Annotated in this window: 15 protein-coding genes; 8 read left to right on the forward strand and 7 right to left on the reverse strand. The window is 61.3% G+C overall.

All coding sequences use genetic code 11. The features are described from left to right. Nucleotides 1-5: 5 nt before the first annotated feature. Nucleotides 6-2,717: an alkaline phosphatase family protein gene (locus tag V1273_RS28320; RefSeq protein WP_334411600.1), complete on the reverse strand. Its 2,712-nt coding sequence runs from the start codon at nucleotides 2,715-2,717 to the stop codon at nucleotides 6-8. 1,037 nt (nucleotides 2,718-3,754) lie between these two features. On the opposite strand from V1273_RS28320, the gene V1273_RS28325 reads away from it, so the two are divergent. The 6 genes from V1273_RS28325 to V1273_RS28350 all read left to right on the forward strand — a co-directional run bounded on the left by V1273_RS28325 (nucleotide 3,755) and on the right by V1273_RS28350 (nucleotide 7,472). Continuing rightward, a complete protein-coding gene (locus tag V1273_RS28325) occupies nucleotides 3,755-4,264 on the forward strand; it encodes a hypothetical protein (protein WP_334411601.1) in 510 nt (169 codons plus the stop codon). A gap of 9 nt (nucleotides 4,265-4,273) precedes the next feature. Further along, nucleotides 4,274-4,942, forward strand: coding sequence for a hypothetical protein (locus V1273_RS28330; protein ID WP_334411602.1), 669 nt, complete (start codon nucleotides 4,274-4,276; stop codon nucleotides 4,940-4,942). A gap of 9 nt (nucleotides 4,943-4,951) precedes the next feature. After that, nucleotides 4,952-5,266 (forward strand): hypothetical protein, encoded by a 315-nt coding sequence (locus tag V1273_RS28335; protein ID WP_334411603.1) that lies wholly within the window; start codon nucleotides 4,952-4,954, stop codon nucleotides 5,264-5,266. Between the two features lie 24 nt (nucleotides 5,267-5,290). Continuing rightward, complete coding sequence (locus V1273_RS28340) at nucleotides 5,291-5,602, forward strand: hypothetical protein (RefSeq protein ID WP_334411604.1); 312 nt, start codon at nucleotides 5,291-5,293, stop codon at nucleotides 5,600-5,602. A gap of 431 nt (nucleotides 5,603-6,033) precedes the next feature. Further along, on the forward strand, nucleotides 6,034-6,696 hold the full coding sequence (locus V1273_RS28345) for a DoxX family protein (RefSeq protein WP_334411605.1): 663 nt from the start codon (nucleotides 6,034-6,036) through the stop codon (nucleotides 6,694-6,696). A gap of 29 nt (nucleotides 6,697-6,725) precedes the next feature. Further along, the gene (locus V1273_RS28350) at nucleotides 6,726-7,472 is read left to right on the forward strand and encodes a class I SAM-dependent methyltransferase (protein WP_334411606.1); all 747 of its coding nucleotides are present in this window, start codon (nucleotides 6,726-6,728) and stop codon (nucleotides 7,470-7,472) included. A gap of 1 nt (nucleotide 7,473) precedes the next feature. On the opposite strand, the gene V1273_RS28355 is transcribed toward V1273_RS28350, so the two are convergent. Genes V1273_RS28355 through V1273_RS28375 form a run of 5 tightly spaced genes read right to left on the reverse strand, consistent with a single transcriptional unit; the run spans nucleotide 7,474 to nucleotide 12,200 of the window. Beyond that, entirely contained in the window at nucleotides 7,474-8,247 is a 774-nt protein-coding gene (locus V1273_RS28355; protein ID WP_334411607.1) for a glycosyltransferase family 2 protein, read from the reverse strand. Continuing rightward, on the reverse strand, nucleotides 8,244-9,323 hold the full coding sequence (locus V1273_RS28360; protein ID WP_334411608.1) for a radical SAM protein: 1,080 nt from the start codon (nucleotides 9,321-9,323) through the stop codon (nucleotides 8,244-8,246). The genes V1273_RS28355 and V1273_RS28360 overlap by 4 nt, the downstream gene beginning before the upstream one ends. Beyond that, the gene (locus V1273_RS28365) at nucleotides 9,320-10,693 is read right to left on the reverse strand and encodes a glycosyltransferase 87 family protein (RefSeq protein ID WP_334364673.1); all 1,374 of its coding nucleotides are present in this window, start codon (nucleotides 10,691-10,693) and stop codon (nucleotides 9,320-9,322) included. The genes V1273_RS28360 and V1273_RS28365 overlap by 4 nt, the downstream gene beginning before the upstream one ends. After that, nucleotides 10,690-11,394 carry a TIGR04282 family arsenosugar biosynthesis glycosyltransferase gene (locus V1273_RS28370; RefSeq protein ID WP_334380685.1) on the reverse strand — a complete coding sequence of 235 codons (705 nt, stop codon included), beginning with the start codon at nucleotides 11,392-11,394 and terminating at the stop codon, nucleotides 10,690-10,692. The genes V1273_RS28365 and V1273_RS28370 overlap by 4 nt, the downstream gene beginning before the upstream one ends. Continuing rightward, entirely contained in the window at nucleotides 11,391-12,200 is an 810-nt protein-coding gene (locus V1273_RS28375; protein ID WP_334384146.1) for a nucleoside phosphorylase, read from the reverse strand. The genes V1273_RS28370 and V1273_RS28375 overlap by 4 nt, the downstream gene beginning before the upstream one ends. Nucleotides 12,201-12,516: 316 nt before the next feature. On the opposite strand from V1273_RS28375, the gene V1273_RS28380 reads away from it, so the two are divergent. Both V1273_RS28380 and V1273_RS28385 read left to right on the forward strand, forming a co-directional pair. After that, nucleotides 12,517-13,662, forward strand: a complete 1,146-nt coding sequence (locus V1273_RS28380) for an acyl-CoA dehydrogenase family protein (protein WP_334364675.1) — start codon at nucleotides 12,517-12,519, stop codon at nucleotides 13,660-13,662. Between the two features lie 122 nt (nucleotides 13,663-13,784). Then, on the forward strand, nucleotides 13,785-14,630 hold the full coding sequence (locus V1273_RS28385; protein ID WP_334411609.1) for a phosphate/phosphite/phosphonate ABC transporter substrate-binding protein: 846 nt from the start codon (nucleotides 13,785-13,787) through the stop codon (nucleotides 14,628-14,630). A gap of 48 nt (nucleotides 14,631-14,678) precedes the next feature. On the opposite strand, the gene V1273_RS28390 is transcribed toward V1273_RS28385, so the two are convergent. After that, the gene (locus V1273_RS28390) at nucleotides 14,679-15,713 is read right to left on the reverse strand and encodes an Rv1681 family radical SAM protein (protein ID WP_334412279.1); all 1,035 of its coding nucleotides are present in this window, start codon (nucleotides 15,711-15,713) and stop codon (nucleotides 14,679-14,681) included. Nucleotides 15,714-15,742: the final 29 nt, after the last annotated feature.

Genomic DNA, 15,742 nt, shown 5'->3' on the forward strand with positions numbered 1-15,742 from the left:
CGAAACTATAAATCTGCCGGGCGGGCGGCTTGCCTTGCTGCTCTGATCTTGTCGGAGACTTCCCTCAAATATGCCTGCGCTTGCTCCAGCGTTTGGATTGCTCGAACTCGCTCCACGATTTCGTCCTTCCGTTCAGGCTCGAGACGCATGTGCTGTATTGCCGCCACTTGGAGTGTTGTCGCGAGCATACTGTCAAGGCGCTCGCCGGCATCCGAAGGCGGTAACTCCCTCGCGACTTCACCATCCGCGACCTCAGGCACGTCACTTACGACCGAGTCAGGCAGCCGAGCGGGCGTATCCGTTCGAGGCTGAGACAAACTCGCAAGATGCGACACTCCGCAAATTTTGCGCAGATCGCGGCAGTGCTGAAGTCGTGGGACATCGAATAGGTCCATCAGAGTCTTGATCACAGATGAGTGCTCCAGAAGCCGGTGTTCGATGGTTCCCTTCGGTATCCATGGCGACACCACGACCGCGGGCACTCGTGGCCCCAGCTGATCGAACTTGAAGCCGTGGTGCTTACCCGTTGAGCCAGTTGGTTCAGCGGCAGGGGGCGCAACATGGTCGTAAAAGCCTCCATGCTCATCGTAGGTGATGATCAGCATGCTGGAATTCCAATGAGGCGAGTTTCGAATAGCCTCATAGACTTTCTTGATCAGTCGCTCGCCAGGAGCAACGCCTCCTCTGGGGTGTTGCGAATTGCCGTGGCTGAAATCGGCTGCCGTAATGTCGCTCAATGACGGGAAGTAGCCCGGCTCAATGTGTATGAATCGGGCGTCGAAGTCGGGGTCATTAAGATCCTCCAGAAAGTCTTCCCATTCGTCTTCAACGTCCAGCCAATTACTGACGCCTTCGAGCTCGCCCACAACGGGATAATCGTCAAAAGCCACAATGGCGAACTCGATGTCTGCGTCATCGAGGGCGTCAAAGATTTGGCCACCTTCGAACTCGACGCCGCCTTCCACCGGTATGACGCTGCCAAATCCGATATCCGTGCCGCTCGGAGAGTCGTCGTATTTTCCGCTCGTCGCTGCGCTGAAGAAAAATCGGTTGGGCTCGGTGGGTCCCGGCATTGAGCAGAACCACCGATCGCACACGGCAAACTCGCGGGCCAGGGTCGTCAGCACGGGCAAATGATTCGGATCAAAGCAGCGCATGATGCTCCGGTTCCGCTTGCCGTTGGTTCGACGATCGAACTGAGACAGGAATCCTGTGTTGTTGATATCCGGATACGGGCCGCCGCTCGGGTACGTCGCAGGTGGCCCGCACAGCTGCTCGAGAACGTGCAGGAAGTTGTGTCCAGGGTCAGCGATAACGTCAGAGGCGCCACGCTCCACGAAAAAGCGCTGTCCCTGGAAACAGTTGAACTCGGTGCCCTTGAGGCCGTCCGCTGTCGCAGGCTGCCCCGTTGCCGCGTCCCTGCCACTCAGCTCAGCGAAGCCGAACAAGTGATCGAACGATCGGTTCTCGAAGGTCAGCAAGAACAAGTGCTTGATCTTCTCACGCGCGCGCTGGTCCCTGATGATCTCTCTTCGGATAATCGCATCGTGATTGGAGCGGCGCCCAAAGTCTGCGAGCACAAACGCCGCCTCCGCAAACGCGCCCTCCCCAATGTTCCGAGACACCCAGACTCCGGCGTCGCCGAAACCGACAATGTCCGGCTTTCCATCCCCATCCACGTCGGCAAGAAAACGCGGATGATCGTCAACTCGCCATCCGAAATTGACACCGAGGTTTGCTAGTACGAATTGCGCCGGCTGGAAGCTGCCGTCGCCGTTGCCGAGCGCCACCCAAACGCCGTCATCACCAAAGCCAATGACGTCGGCGCGACCGTCTCCGGTCAGGTCCGCGACGAAGCGCGGATGATTGGCGACTCTCCAACCTACAGTAAACCTGAAGTCGGCCGAAACAAGCCTGGCCGGCTGGAAGGTCCCGTCACCATTGTTCAGCGCAGTCCAGATTCCATCCATGCCGAAACCGATGATGTCCGGACGACCATCAGCCGTCAGATCAGCAAGGAAGCGCGGGAAATCGGCATTCCAACCTTGGTTGAAGCCCAACTCATTGAGGACGAATTGCGCCGGCTGGAAGCTGCCGTCGCCGTTGCCGAGCGCCACCCAAACGCCGTCATCACCAAAGCCAATGACGTCGGCGCGACCGTCTCCGGTCAGGTCCGCGACGAAGCGCGGATGATTGGCGACTCTCCAACCTACAGTAAACCTGAAGTCGGCCGAAACAAGCCTGGCCGGCTGGAAGGTCCCGTCACCATTGTTCAGCGCAGTCCAGATTCCATCCATACCGAAACCGATGATGTCCGGACGACCATCAGCCGTCAGATCAGCAAGGAAGCGCGGGAAATCGGCATTCCAACCTTGGTTGAAGCCCAACTCATTGAGGACGAATTGCGCCGGCTGGAAGCTGCCGTCGCCGTTGCCGAGCGCCACCCAAACGCCGGCATCGCCAAAGCCAATGACGTCGGCGCGCCCGTCTCCGTTGAGATCAATGACGAGCCGAGGATGATCTCCAACTCGCCACCCTTCATTTGCCGTGAATCCGACTAAACCAAACGTAGGCTCGCCGAACCCAAGACCGCCCTGGCTCAAGGATGACCAGATGCAATCCGGACCAATCCCGACAATGTCAGCGCGCCCGTCCCCATTGAGGTCAGTGACGAACCGCGGATGCTCTGGAGTCCAATTGTAATTAGTGGTGCTCATGATCGTCCCCCCTCACCAGGAAGAACAATGAGCCGATCCCCAAAGAAATCGCTCGATGGACGCGATCCTCATGTCATCCTCCATTTCGCCAATATTTGATGGCGCGCACGGAGGCACGCGCCACATGACGCTTGCACTCGGCCAAAAGGATGTCGCGTGCGATGGAGTGAGAGCCCGCCGAAGGCATTCAGGCTGCCGTATATGTTCGAGATTCGGCCATCTCGTGTTGTTGAGCAGCTCGCAACGACAATATTCCGATGCACGCGCGGTGGCAAATCCAAAATGTGCGGAGGTGGTAGCTAATGACCGCTCAACTCAAGGTTATTCGTCCAAAGCCATAGTTCGTCGATCCGCTTCATCGGGCGGATTCACTCGCCGCCACAGCTGGTATTGCCGGCCAGAGCAAGCATACCGAAAACAGCGATCGAGCACGCGGCGGCCGCAGCCCTGAGGTCCCAGCGAACCAGGTGACGGAGTGACTGCAGATCGGTGTGTCGAAGCGAAGGTCGGTCCCGCGCTCCGCAGTATTCGAACTCCGTTCCGGGTCATTCGCGACCGGGTCGCAGCAATAGCAAGTCCAGCCATGTCCGCTATGCCGCCGAGGACGGAAGTAGATTCAGAGCATTGGCGGTAGTGCATAGGCATGGCGCATATGACGGAATCAGCTGTTCTTCTGGTCGTCGCCATCGCCGATCTGCCGCTCGAAGGATCGGGTCTGGCCGAACGGGAACCGACGTGCTCGGCACGCTGCTGTTCGCACTCGCCCTGCTCACCGCGGGAGTAGGGGGTGCGCACGTTCGCGTCCGGTCGAACGCGGGAGTCCTGACCCGCGTCGATGAGGGGCTTTGTCGACAGATGTGATCCCTGTGACGCGTTCGACAAGGGTTCGCATCCCACCCGGCGACGTGGCCCGTGGGCCTCTTGCATCCGTCACCGACCCGAAGGATACTCAGGCTCAGCGCAGACAGGTCGGCCGCACGCCCCGGCTCACTGCGCGATCATCCGACGAGAATCATTCCTCAGAATGAGAGGTCGTCATGAGCACTCTCAACGTCGATGCGTTCGGATCCGCTGAGCTGCAGCGGGCATTCCTCACGTGGGGGATCGGTCCGGGCGATCTGGCCTCCATCATCGAGCAAGAGGCCCGACGCACGATCGAGGACGCCAAGGGGGACCGACATCGTGCGATCGATCTCGGGCTCAGGCGCATGCAACGCGATCATCTGCTCACCGACGCCGACGTGAAGCGCTTGGAACAGGTAAGCCTCGTCGTGTTCCAGGTCGAAGTCGGGAAACAGTCGCCCGAGAAGGGCTCGGCGATCCTCGAGGGGCTCCATCGTGAGTCCCTGGACGACCCAGAGGCGAGCGATCTGGGCTCCACGATGATCGGCACGAGCTACTCGGCGCGGAACAGCACCGTCGCCCCCGCGATGGGGTTGTTCGGCATGCTCATCGGCGCGCTGCTCACCGGTGGGTCCGGAGGAATGCTGATCGGCGGCCTCGTCGGCTGGACCGTCGGCAAGGTCTGCGGCGACGAAGAGGACTGAGGTACGCGCATGGCGATTCTCCGGCTCCAATCGATCACGTGCCTCGGCCAGGCGGAGACCTTCACCGATGAGCTGTACGTGACGTTCAACGGGACGAAGCGGTCGTTGCCGAACATGACGCGCGGTGAGACCAAGCCGCTCAGCGACGAGTTCTCCTTCGAAGGGGAGCGACAGCTGAGCCTGTTCGAGAACGACGGCGACCATTGGTACGACCGCGACGACTTCATCGGTCGGCACACGATCGACGACTCACCAGCCGATAGGACGCTCGAGTTCACGGGAAGCGGAAACGCTCTCGGGGCGCGCTACACGCTGAGCGTGAGCGTCGACCCCGCACCGCAGTCTGCCGTTCTCCGCCTCAGATCGATCACCTGCAACCAGCAGGCCGAGACGTTCACGGATGAGCTGTACGTGACCTTCAACGGGACTAAGCGCTCCCTTCCCAACATGACGCAAGGTCAGACCAAGGATCTCGACGACGAGTTCCTGTTCAGCGGATCACGAGAGTTGAGCCTGTTCGAGAATGACGGCGACCACTGGTACGACCGCGACGACTTCATCGCGAAGCACACGATCACCACGGCCGCAACCGAGTCGACCCTCGACTTCATCGCGTCCGGCGGCAACGCCGGGAATGCGCACTACTCGCTGAGCCTGAGCGTCACCCCCGGACCATAGGAAGGGTGCGTGATCATGCCGGTCCGAGAGAAGTTCGTCCGTTCCGGAGACTGGCGCACGCTGGAGACATTCTGGAACGTCACCACGACAGCATGGTTCCAGAAGCCTGCGGGCGCAGAAGTGAAGATCCGCTACTCGGGTTGGTGGTTCGGCGCCGATCGGCAACGCCAACGCCTCGACGGCAGCACCGTGAAGCGGCTGGTCATCAGCCGCTGGTCGGTCTTCGCTGCGCGCCTCCAGATCCGGGTGACGAACGACACGGCGGTCATCTACGTCGTCGAGGCCGGTGACGTCGCCAACCTGCCCCCCGAAATCTCCTTCTGATCCGCCCCGTCGGCCTTCGGGGCGATGGATTGCCGCGAATCCGGCGGCATCCTTCTCTTCCTGCTCTTCCTCCTCCGGCAGCGGACGGTGCACACCCCGATCCTGTCGCTCCGGCTGTTCCGGATCCGCAACTTCTGGTCGGGCAACGTCGCGACGCTCTTCATCTACGCCGCCCTTTCGCTCGTCGTGGATCGGCGCCAAGCGACGCGTTCGATGTCCGAAGGGGGTCAATCGCGACCGGGTCGCGGCAATAGCAAGTCCAGCCACGTCCGCTATGCTGCCGAAGACGGAAGTAGATTCAGAGCATTGGCGGTAACGCATAGGCATGGCGGGTGATCTCATATAACTGAATCAGCTCTTCTCCTTTGTTCTTCGGGTCCTGTCGGGGTCCCGGTTGGGTCCCGCATGAACGTGAACGAACGCAGAAGATCGCAAATTGTCGACGTAAAAAACCCCGAGAAAACAAGCGCGCCCTGCTGATCCAGACCGCTCATAACGGTCTGGTTGCAGGTTCGAGTCCTGCCGGGCCCACCAGCAAGATCAGGCTGGCTTCGCAATCACCGCACAACGCGGTCTCTTGCGCGGGGAAAGACAGGAAGCCTTCCCGGGCGAGGTACGGGCGCTATCTAAGTTTTTAACGGGCCTTCTGCGTAATAACCACGCGTTCTACTGCGTAATAACCTGGTAGGCGCCCTCGACGCCCACGCGGCGGTGCGCCAACTGGCCGATAGGCAGAGCAACTATTCAATTCATTGGAGCACGCGCCCATGCCCAAGAATCCATTTACCGATGTCTGGCAGTTCCTGACCGCGACCACCGGCGACTATCTTCAGCTCGGAAACTGGCGCTTTCTGATCCTGGCGCTGTTCTGGGCGCTGCTGCTCGCCGGCATTGCGGTGGCCTTCCAGAATTGGCGGGAGGATCCGGCGCAACGCACCGGCCGACATCTTGGAATCTGGCTGGTCCGGGTCCTGATCGGCTGCATGTGGTTCGAGGGCATGTTGTGGAAACTCCCGCTGCCCGTGTCCGGCGGCCTGCAATACTGGACCGAACAGGAAACGACCCGCGCGGCGTTCGAGTTTCACGGCGCCTTCGTGAAGGATATCGTGTTGCCCAACATGAATTTCTTTGGGCCAATTGTTTTTCTTGCCGAGCTTGCGTTCGCCACTTCGATGATCCTCGGGCTTGCGGTACGATTTGTCGGCGTGCTGGGTCTCGCCTATACGCTGCAACTCTGGCTCGGCATTTATCGGCCGGGCGATCCGGCCGAGTGGCCGTGGTCTTACATGTTCCTGGCCATGCTGATGTTCCTGTTTGTGGTCGAGGGCGCCGGCCGCAGTCTCGGCCTTGATGCCTGGTTGCGCCGCAAAATCCCTACCGTGCGCGATGGGAAGGGACCTATTGGCTGGTTCTTCAACATCGCCGGTTAGTCGTTGTCGTTCTACGTGGGGAGACGAGCATGATAGCACTGGCCCGCGCGGTGACGCTTCTTGTGGGCCTAGGCCTAGGCGCAAGTTGCGGACATGCCGCTGACATTGGCTATCTTGCTCCGCCGGGTGTCCCTGCAAAGGAGTTTCCCGCGCCTCAGCGCCCGGTTGCGCAGATCGTCAGCCCAGGCCGTGCCTCCGAGCAGCACCGCGATTCCCTGAATGAGGCGGGTGAGATCGCCCGCCTTCTTGAACTCAAGCCAGGCATGACCGTCGCCGACATTGGTGCAGGCAGCGGCTACCACACGGTGCGTCTCTCCGGTCTCGTCGGTCCCACCGGCGCCGTCATCGCCCAGGACGTCACGCGAAGTTACCTCATCGCGCTCGCCAGGCGAACGCAACGCCTGAGGCTGACAAATGTCACATTCGCGCTGGGCAAACCACACGACCCGCGCCTTCCCGGCTCCTCGCTCGACGCTGCCATCCTCGTGCACATGTATCACGAAATAGCTCAGCCCTACGCCTTGCTCTACAATCTGGCGCCCGCCTTGAGGTCGGGCGCGCGGGTCGGAATTGTCGACCTCGAGCGTCCGACGTCGGAGCATGGCACGCCGATCGAGCTGTTGCGTTGCGAACTGACCGCCATTGGCTATCGCGAGGTCGCCACACATCAGCTCGCAGGCGACGGCGGATACCTGGCGGTGTTTTCGCCACCGGAGCCACGGGATCGAAAAGCCCCCCGGGACATCGTTGCTTGTCGGGGTGCCGGCACTCGCTGATCTAGCCATGCCTCTCTCCCGGACCCCTTTGGTGTCGCAGCTCAATTGCGAGGCGAACAAATGTCGTCGAAATCGACCAAGCTGCCTTGATGCCGGCAATGAGATTGCCGGAGACCTTCGATACCCCACCGATCCGGCGCCGCTGCCCCACGGCGATCTCGAGTGCCGGCAAGCGAGCGGCCGCAACCCGCATCAGCATTTCCAGGTTCCAGCCATACGTCTCCTCCTTCATACCGAGATGTCTGAGCTCATCCCGCCGGATGGCGCGAAACGGCGACAGGTCGGTGAAGCCTACGCCATAGACGACGCGCAGGAGCAGCCTGGCGACATGGGCCGCGAGGAGCTGCTGCGGCGCCAGGCTGCCGGATTCGCGTGAACCGCGAACGCGCGAGCCGACAACGAAGATGGCCTGCCCAGCCATGATCGGCGATACAAGATCTGAGATGCGCTCTGCAGGATCACTGCCGTCACCGTCGAGAAAGACCAGAATGTCGGCGTCGTCGCGCACAGCGGCGATGCCTGCCTGGATGGCGCGACCGTAGCCACGTCGCGGCTCGGCAATCACGCGAGCTCCGGCGGCCCGGGCCCGCTCGGCCGTGCGGTCCCGCGAGCCGCCGTCGACAACGACGACTTCACTCACGTTCTGTGCCAGCACTGCAGCTACGACCTGGCCGATTGCCGTTTCCTCGTCGAGGCATGGAATGATCGCCGAAACGACTGGCGGTTGACACAACACGGGCCGCTTCCCGCCGATCCCATGGGTCACCTCTTTCACAGGCTCCAGCGCAGGCCGCAATTGGAGCAGCTCTTAGGCGGCTTGTCCGATAGCAGGGCCGCACGAAACTCCCGATACGCGGACCCGTTCCAGATGTCGTGTAAGGACTGCTGCCCTGCATGGCCAAGCGTGTAGTTCTCGTAGCCATGTTGCGAAAATGGCGCGATGCAGCATGGCAAGGCGCGGCCATTGGCCGTGAAATACATCAACGACCACGGCCGTCGGCAGAGCGACCACGGCGAACCGTCACCACTGCCCTTTAGGCTCAGTCCCGGCTCGGTTGCGGCGCCCGACGCGCTGAAGGTCACGCCGAGGGAATGCGCCAGATCCTCCGCTTCTTTCAAGTAGGCCGCTTCTGCCTGCGTCAGGCGCTCGAACAGGGCCTGATCCGGTCGCGCCATGCCAATGGCGGATTCAGTGAAGAATACGAGCCGTTGCAGATAAACCTCTTTGACACCGATCTCCGCCGCAACTTTCACAAATGCAGGCAGTTGCTCGACAGTCTCTTTCAGGCCGGTGAGCCAAACGGAAACTTGCGGCCTTGCGAACCCCTCCCGCTCCTGTAGCTCGCGAAAGGCGCGAACATTGCGGACAATCCGACCGAAATAATCCCTGCCACGGATCGCCTTGAAGCTCTCGCGGTTTGACGCGTCGAGCGATACACGCAGCTCATCAAGCCCGGCGTCAATCAGAGCACGGCCGTTGCGCTCACTGAGGACCGTTCCATTGGTGTTGAACAAGACGTAAACGCCGCGCTCTTTCAGGTATTTGACCATTCGCGGCAGGTTCGGGACCAGCATCGGCTCGCCAACGCCGTGCAGAACCACGCGCGCCAGATCGGGAAGCTGGTCGACAATCGACGTGAACAAATCCCAGCTCATGTCTGCCGGCGGCTCGAGCTCCTCGTAGGTGCGAGGACAGGTGGTGCACAGCAGATTGCAGCGGTTGGTCACTTCCAGATAAGCGCAGACCGGCGGACGCTGGGCAACCTCGGTGCGCTCGCCCGTGACCGTCTCGTGATAGCGGCGCGGATCGAACGGCGCGCCAGTGCCCTGCACTTCGCCGGAAATGTTCATTGCGATGCCCCGGAATCTGCAGTCCGCTGCATGCGGGCCCTCCACGCCGTAAAGGCGCAAGCCAGGAAAAGACCTCCGAACAGAATTGATTTGCTCACAATTCTCGGAATGTAGAAATCCCAATCGAGCTGTTCGGACAGCAACAGCGCTCCGATCGAAACGGCCCAGGTAGGCGCCGATCCACACAGGGCGACAAACGGCATTATAATGAGAAAATGCCAGGGATAGTTGGGCGACAACAACAGAAGCGTGAGAAGTAACAGCATGTTGATGTCGGCAAGACGGAATGCGATGCTGTGATGAGAGCTGCGGGCCACGGAGAGCCCCGTGAACCAAAGAGCCAGCGCGGCCAGTGCAACGTAGGCGGCAACATCACCTTCATGATAGCCAAACACAAGGCGCCAAAGTGACAACAGCCAGAGATCGTTGCCGCCACTGATCCCCTGTTCTGTCAGATAGCCTTTGGTCAGGAATCCGAGAACTCCCGAGCCGACCGACAGATAGGGAAGATAGCAAAGCGCGACGGTAGCGATCACGACGAGCGGCATCTTAACGTCCCAAGGGCGCCAGATCCCGGCCAGCACCGGCGCCGCATAGGGCTTCACCAGCACCGAAAACGCGATCACGACGGCTCCGCGGAGAGCGTGGCCGGTCAGGGCAATCCACAGGCCCAGCAGCATCAGCGCAACCATCAGCGCGTCGACATGGCCGTTGTTGGCAATCTCCCACACAGGCAGCGGATGCCAGAGATAGGCAACTACGCGCGTCACCGGGCGGTCCATACGCCGCAGCAGGACCACGATCAGTATCACCGTGACGGACTCGCACGCCAGCAGCGCGAGACGCATCGTCGTCACGCTCTCGCCGATCCGCGTGACAATGAGGAAGAAGAATTGCGCCACGGGAGGATAGATGGTTACGGCGGTATCAGCCCGGTTGATGTGAGGAAAGACCATCCTGTCGCGCAGAAACGCCAGCGACTCATCGGCTGGCATGAAGCGATAAGGATTGATGCCTGCGGCCTGAATCCTGCCATCCCAGACGTAGCGATAGACGTCGCTGGACAGAAGGGGATCGAACAGCAGCACATAAGCTCTCAGCGCGATCCCAAGTCCAACGATAAGCCATAGTGCGCGACCAGTTGGCGAACGTTCCGCCAGACCTGTCGCTACGATCGTCAGCAGACCTGCAAGGATGCTCAGAGCAATGAAGGCATTGTCGCCAGCCGCCTCGAAGGCATAAGGAGTCACCAGGGTAAGACCGCACAAGACAACTCCGATGCCGGCCAACAGGAAAAGTGGAGACATCTTGTGGTCGGAACGCATCAGTCGACCGAATTGACCGGCGATCGCTCCTGGCATGGACTTCATTGGCTTACCTGCGGCGCGTCCTTCAAAAAGGCCCGGCTCGCCGCGGCAAATCCGCCGCCGCGAAAGCGGGTCGAATGCCCGGCTAGCTCGTCCCGCAGCCACCGCAAGGTTTCGATATCGTCGACATCGTACCATTCCGGTAGCAGGGTCGTAGCGAGCCCGATTTCGGCGGCGCGCTCGCAAGTACTGCGAGCCACGGTTTCCGTTCCCCATGCGATCTGCGTAAACAGGTGCTTGTGCGGGTGCTTCAAGCCGATGAGATAGTAGCCACCGTCGCTTGCTGGCCCAAGCACCATCCGGTCTCCGGGCGCGCGCACGGCCTCAATAGCCTGTACCAGCAAATGGATTGGCAGCGTCGGGCTGTCGCCATTGACGAGCAGGACACAGTCATGTCCGGCGCCCAGGAACGCGCGCGTCGCGCCCAACAACACATGCCCCAAATCGTCGCCAGCCTGTAGCAACAGTCCGAACCCTGCCGGAAGCAGTTGCCGCATGACGTCTTCGGTGCCCGCCGGCGCGTAGATGCCGTAGCCGCGCCTGCCGAGCGCCTCAGGGACCGCCTCGATTGCCGCGGCCACGTCGCGCAAAAAGCAGGCGGACAGCTCGGAAGCGGCAACGTCGCCAATGACCGTCGCAAGTCGCGTCTTTGAGCGGCCGGGCAGCGGCGCCTTGCATACAATCCCGATCGCCGCGACGCTCATGGCAGCCGTGACCGCAGGCGATCGGCGGCGATCGCGATCAACTGCAGCGCGTCATCGCTGCCGTCTGCTTCGCCCTTTTCAAAATCCCCGTCGACGCGCCCCATTTGATTTGTCACATGTGCGAAGCACAGGACGGGCTTTTGCCTGACTTGTGCGAACGCATAGAGCGCGGCTGCTTCCATTTCGACTGCCATCAGATTCCTTTTGACCATGGCGTCGATCGCCGGCTGGGTCTCGCGGAACGGCGCGTCGGTTGTCCAGGTCGCGCCTGTGAGCACCGGCACGGGAAATCCACCGAATGCGCCGTCGAGCGCCGCGATCAATCCGGCATCCGCATCCGAATAGTCGGACGGCGCCATGTAGTGATAGCTGGTGCCTTCGTCGCGCAGCGCGCGTTCGATGATGATGAAATAAGGCGGCGGGCGCGTCGGCACGATCTGCCCGGAGGACGTGACGCTGATCAGGAGCTTGCAGCCCGATGCGAACAATTCCTCGGCGATCAGCACCGCGTACGAGGCGCCGACGGCGCAGCCGACAATTCCGAACTCAATCCCGTCGCGACTGAAGCTGTAGAGCTGCGTGTGATAGCAGGCCCATCCCGCTTCAAGCCGGGCCTCGCCACGGGCGAGCAGGCTGCGCACGATGTCGCCGTCCGGATCGAGGATGCAGATGTTCGGGATGCCGGCGTCAATAATCCGCTTTTGCCTGCGCGCTTCGCGCAGCAGATTTTCCGGCGTGAAGGCGGACGGCTGCGCATAGTGCTTTTGCGCGAGGATGGGCGGGACCCCGCCCTCATTGACTGCCATCACCAGACAAGCCTCGTCACCCGGTTGCCGGTCATTGGTAGCGTTCTCTCCGACAACGGGCAAGTTCTCCGCAACAGCGGGCAAGCGCCGCCAAGGTTTCGGCGACGTCAAAAAAAGATTTCAGGTGGTGTAACAAGATGGCCTTGAAGAACGTAATAACCGCGGCCCGTACTCGCTGCTGGCACGGCAAGGGCTTGCCATGCCCCAAGCCAGTCGTGTTGATCCGATGGTGCGCGTGGCGTAGCATTGGTCGCAAGGGTAGCGGATGCGATATTTTCGAACTTTGGTACGCAACACCTAAGCGTCGAGGGTCGCCATGAATCACGAGACCGCAGTTTCGAATGCCAAAGAAATCGCCGATCGCATTCTCGCACCGGCGGCCAGGCAAAACGACAAGGAAGCTCGATTTTCGTCCGAGGCAATCGCAGCGCTCGGTTCGGCCGGATTGCTGGGGGTCATGCTGCCCACCGAGGTCGGCGGGTCGGCCCTGGGACCGCGGACGTTCGCTGCCGTCGTTGCGACGCTCGCAGAAGCGGACGCGTCCGCCGCGATGGTTTATTTGATGCACATGAGCGCTACCGCAACGATCGCGGCGGCCCGTCCGGGTGCCACGGTTGCGCAGACGCTAAAGGATATTTCAGCCGGAAAACACCTAACTACCCTGGCATTCAGCGAAGCCGGATCGCGCAGCCACTTCTGGGCGCCCGTTTCGCGAGCGAAGCGCAACGCCGCCAACGTGCACCTCACGGCCAAGAAATCATGGGTGACAAGCGCCGGTCACGCACAAAGCTACGTCGTCTCGGCGATCGCGCCTGAAGGGCAGAGCCCAACGGATTCGACCATTTATCTTGTCGCCAGTGACACGGCCGGACTGTCGGTTGCCGGCCCGTGGGATGGTCTCGGGATGCGCGCCAACGCTTCCGCGCCGATGATGCTCGATGATTGCAAGATTGAAGCCGATCTCCAGCTCACGGACGACGGCGCCGGATTCAAGGCGATGCTGGAGGTCGTGCTTCCGCTATTCAACCTCGGAACATCGGCGGTCGCGCTTGGTCTTTGCCGGGCTGCGGTGTCGGGGACGGCAGCACATCTCAACGGCGCTCGCTTCGAGCATTTGGGCCAGACGCTCGGCGAGAGCCTGCCGACGCTCCGCGCACAGCTTGCAACGATGCAGATCGACACCGATGGGCTTGCAGCGCGCATCGACGATCTCGTTGATCATCTTGAGCGCCCCCGAGACACCACTATGCTGCGTGTGCTGGAGAGCAAGGCGGCGGCGGGTGATGTCGCCATCGCCGTCACCTCGGCGGCGATGCGGGCGTGCGGAGGCGCTGCATTTTCCAAGCATCTGGCCATCGAGCGATTGTTCCGCGATGCACATGCAGGCGCCGTCATGGCGCCGACGGGCGATGTGCTGCGCGAGTTCATCGGCAAAGCCGTTTTGGGAATACCGCTGTTCTAGTGGTCCGATCCCAACATTCGCATTCCATTCGGAACCAGGTTTGCGAACGTTGGGATCAAAGACCACTGGCAAACTATGGTGATCGCATTTGGAATATTGAGCCCGAGAAGCGAGATGCAATCATGAGCCGGACGATCTGGGTAGGCGCCGTCGCATATGACCCGAAGGTGATTGGCATCTGGGAGGGCATGCGACGCTACTTTCACGAGGAAGCGGGCCTCGCCGTCGAGGTGGTGCTGTTTCAAAGTTACGAGGCGCAGGTCGCTGCCCTCCTGGCCTCGCCGAGCGAACGGCTGCCGCGCATCGACATCGGATGGAATACGAACCTCGCCTATATCCAGGCCGATGCCTGGAGCGACCATCGCTGCCGACCGATCGCGATGCGCGACACGGATGTGGGCTGGATGACCAAGATCGTGGCGGTCACTGGCGGCCCGGTGGCGACGCTTGCCGATCTCAAGAGCCGCACCCTCGCTCTCGGCAGCCGCGACAGCGGCCATGCGGCAATCCTCCCGGTCTATTTTCTGCACCGTGAGGGACTGGTTGAGGGGAAGGACTACCAAACGCTGCGCTTCAACAGCGACGTCGGCAAGCACGGCGACACGGGTACAAGCGAGTCCGAGGTCGTTCGCGCGGTGCTCGACGGCCGCGCCGATGCGGGCGCAATCGGCAGCCCATTCTGGAACGCGGTGCGTACCGAGCGTCTCGTGCCGCAAGGTGCGCTGACCGAGATCTGGACCTCGCAGCCCTATAACCACTGCATGTTCACGGCGCGATCGGATCTGGACCCCGCGTTGGAGCAGCAGTTTGCCGAAGCATTATTTGGGATGAGCTACGATAACCCGGCCCATCGTCCTGTGCTCGAAGCGGAAGGGTTGCGCCAATGGATAGCACCGCAGCTTGAAGCGTATGCGCAGTTACGGGAAGCGTCGACGCAGCAAGGTTTCCTAACGCGGCCTTTGGCCTAGCAGCCGAGCCAAAGGCCCGATCCAGCGTTGAGTGAGCTCCGCGCCTTGTCAGGCGCAATTGAAAATCATCGCCAACCTGCGCTGATGTTCGGATTCGCGATCGAAGGCGCGGCGCACGGCTGCGAAGGATTCGGCGAGCGGAAAGATTTCACGGCTGACCAGCAGGTCGTCATCCTCGGCTCCAACGGGATGCCAAAACACGCCCTCCGCCGTAATCGTCATCTCGGGAACCAGATCTGCCCTTGCCAAAGCGATGCCCTGCGTGGCGGAGCCTCGCAGCGCAATCCGCCTGATCACCCGGTTCTCCTCGCTAATATGATGAGCGTCAAGGAAGCTGCGGAACTCATCGGCCTCTGCGTCAGTCGACACTGTAGCCGCCAAACGCACCCGGAATCCTTCAGCGCGGGCCCGTTCGATTCCCTTCCAGGCGCGTGCCCATGTCCCCTTTCCTCGATGGCTGTCGTGGCGCTCCGGCGTGGGACTGTCGAGACTAATCTGGAAGGTTACGCGCTCGCGCGGCAACGAGCGCAGCGTTGCGAGCCGACTCCCGGCAAACAGCATGCCGTTGGTGAGAACTGTGGTCGGCGCCGCCGCAGCGCACGCGGCAATGATCTCGCCAATATTCGGCAGCATAAATGGCTCGCCGCCGGTAACAAAAATCTCCCTGACGCCGAGCTCCGGTGCCTCGGCGGCGATCTGTCGCACCCGCTCGATACCGAGGGCCCGCCGCGGAGCTTTGGGTGACGAGCGTACGCAACAATAGTCGCAGCTCAGGTTGCAGTCGAAGTTGGTATAAAGCCACAGGCGAGAGCCGACGAGCCGATCTTCTGCGACGTTCTCGGGAGCCTCTCCGTACCGGAGCACCCAACGGGTGCGACCTTTTTCGACGGCTGTGTCGACCAAACTGTTGCGGGTGAAACGACACCATGCCTCGAGCTCGGGGCCGATGCTCGGATCGCCGCTGATCACGGCCACCAGATCGCCTTTACGGATTCGGCGGAGCGCAGCTATCAAATCCGGCAAGAGACCCGAGGCAAATGTCTTGCTGCCAGCATCGAGTTCAACGTTTGCGTTCGTTCTCATGAACAAACCCATGGTCCTACAGACGTTCC

It is taken from the genome of Bradyrhizobium sp. AZCC 1721 (assembly GCF_036924715.1).
In the GTDB taxonomy this organism is placed as follows: Bacteria; Pseudomonadota; Alphaproteobacteria; order Rhizobiales; family Xanthobacteraceae; genus Bradyrhizobium.

Excerpts from the sequence above, each read along its gene's own strand:
- V1273_RS28350 (WP_334411606.1), top strand. The coding sequence starts at position 6,726 with ATGATAGCACTGGCCCGCGCGGTGACGCTTCTTGTGGGCCTAGGCCTA.
- V1273_RS28325 (WP_334411601.1), top strand. The coding sequence starts at position 3,755 with ATGAGCACTCTCAACGTCGATGCGTTCGGATCCGCTGAGCTGCAGCGG.
- V1273_RS28380 (WP_334364675.1), top strand. The coding sequence starts at position 12,517 with ATGAATCACGAGACCGCAGTTTCGAATGCCAAAGAAATCGCCGATCGC.
- V1273_RS28370 (WP_334380685.1), bottom strand. The coding sequence starts at position 11,394 with ATGAGCGTCGCGGCGATCGGGATTGTATGCAAGGCGCCGCTGCCCGGC.
- V1273_RS28340 (WP_334411604.1), top strand. The coding sequence starts at position 5,291 with ATGGATTGCCGCGAATCCGGCGGCATCCTTCTCTTCCTGCTCTTCCTC.
- V1273_RS28320 (WP_334411600.1), bottom strand. The coding sequence starts at position 2,717 with ATGAGCACCACTAATTACAATTGGACTCCAGAGCATCCGCGGTTCGTC.
- V1273_RS28360 (WP_334411608.1), bottom strand. The coding sequence starts at position 9,323 with ATGAACATTTCCGGCGAAGTGCAGGGCACTGGCGCGCCGTTCGATCCG.
- V1273_RS28385 (WP_334411609.1), top strand. The coding sequence starts at position 13,785 with ATGAGCCGGACGATCTGGGTAGGCGCCGTCGCATATGACCCGAAGGTG.
- V1273_RS28330 (WP_334411602.1), top strand. The coding sequence starts at position 4,274 with ATGGCGATTCTCCGGCTCCAATCGATCACGTGCCTCGGCCAGGCGGAG.
- V1273_RS28345 (WP_334411605.1), top strand. The coding sequence starts at position 6,034 with ATGCCCAAGAATCCATTTACCGATGTCTGGCAGTTCCTGACCGCGACC.
- V1273_RS28365 (WP_334364673.1), bottom strand. The coding sequence starts at position 10,693 with ATGAAGTCCATGCCAGGAGCGATCGCCGGTCAATTCGGTCGACTGATG.
- V1273_RS28375 (WP_334384146.1), bottom strand. The coding sequence starts at position 12,200 with ATGGCAGTCAATGAGGGCGGGGTCCCGCCCATCCTCGCGCAAAAGCAC.
- V1273_RS28390 (WP_334412279.1), bottom strand. The coding sequence starts at position 15,713 with ATGAGAACGAACGCAAACGTTGAACTCGATGCTGGCAGCAAGACATTT.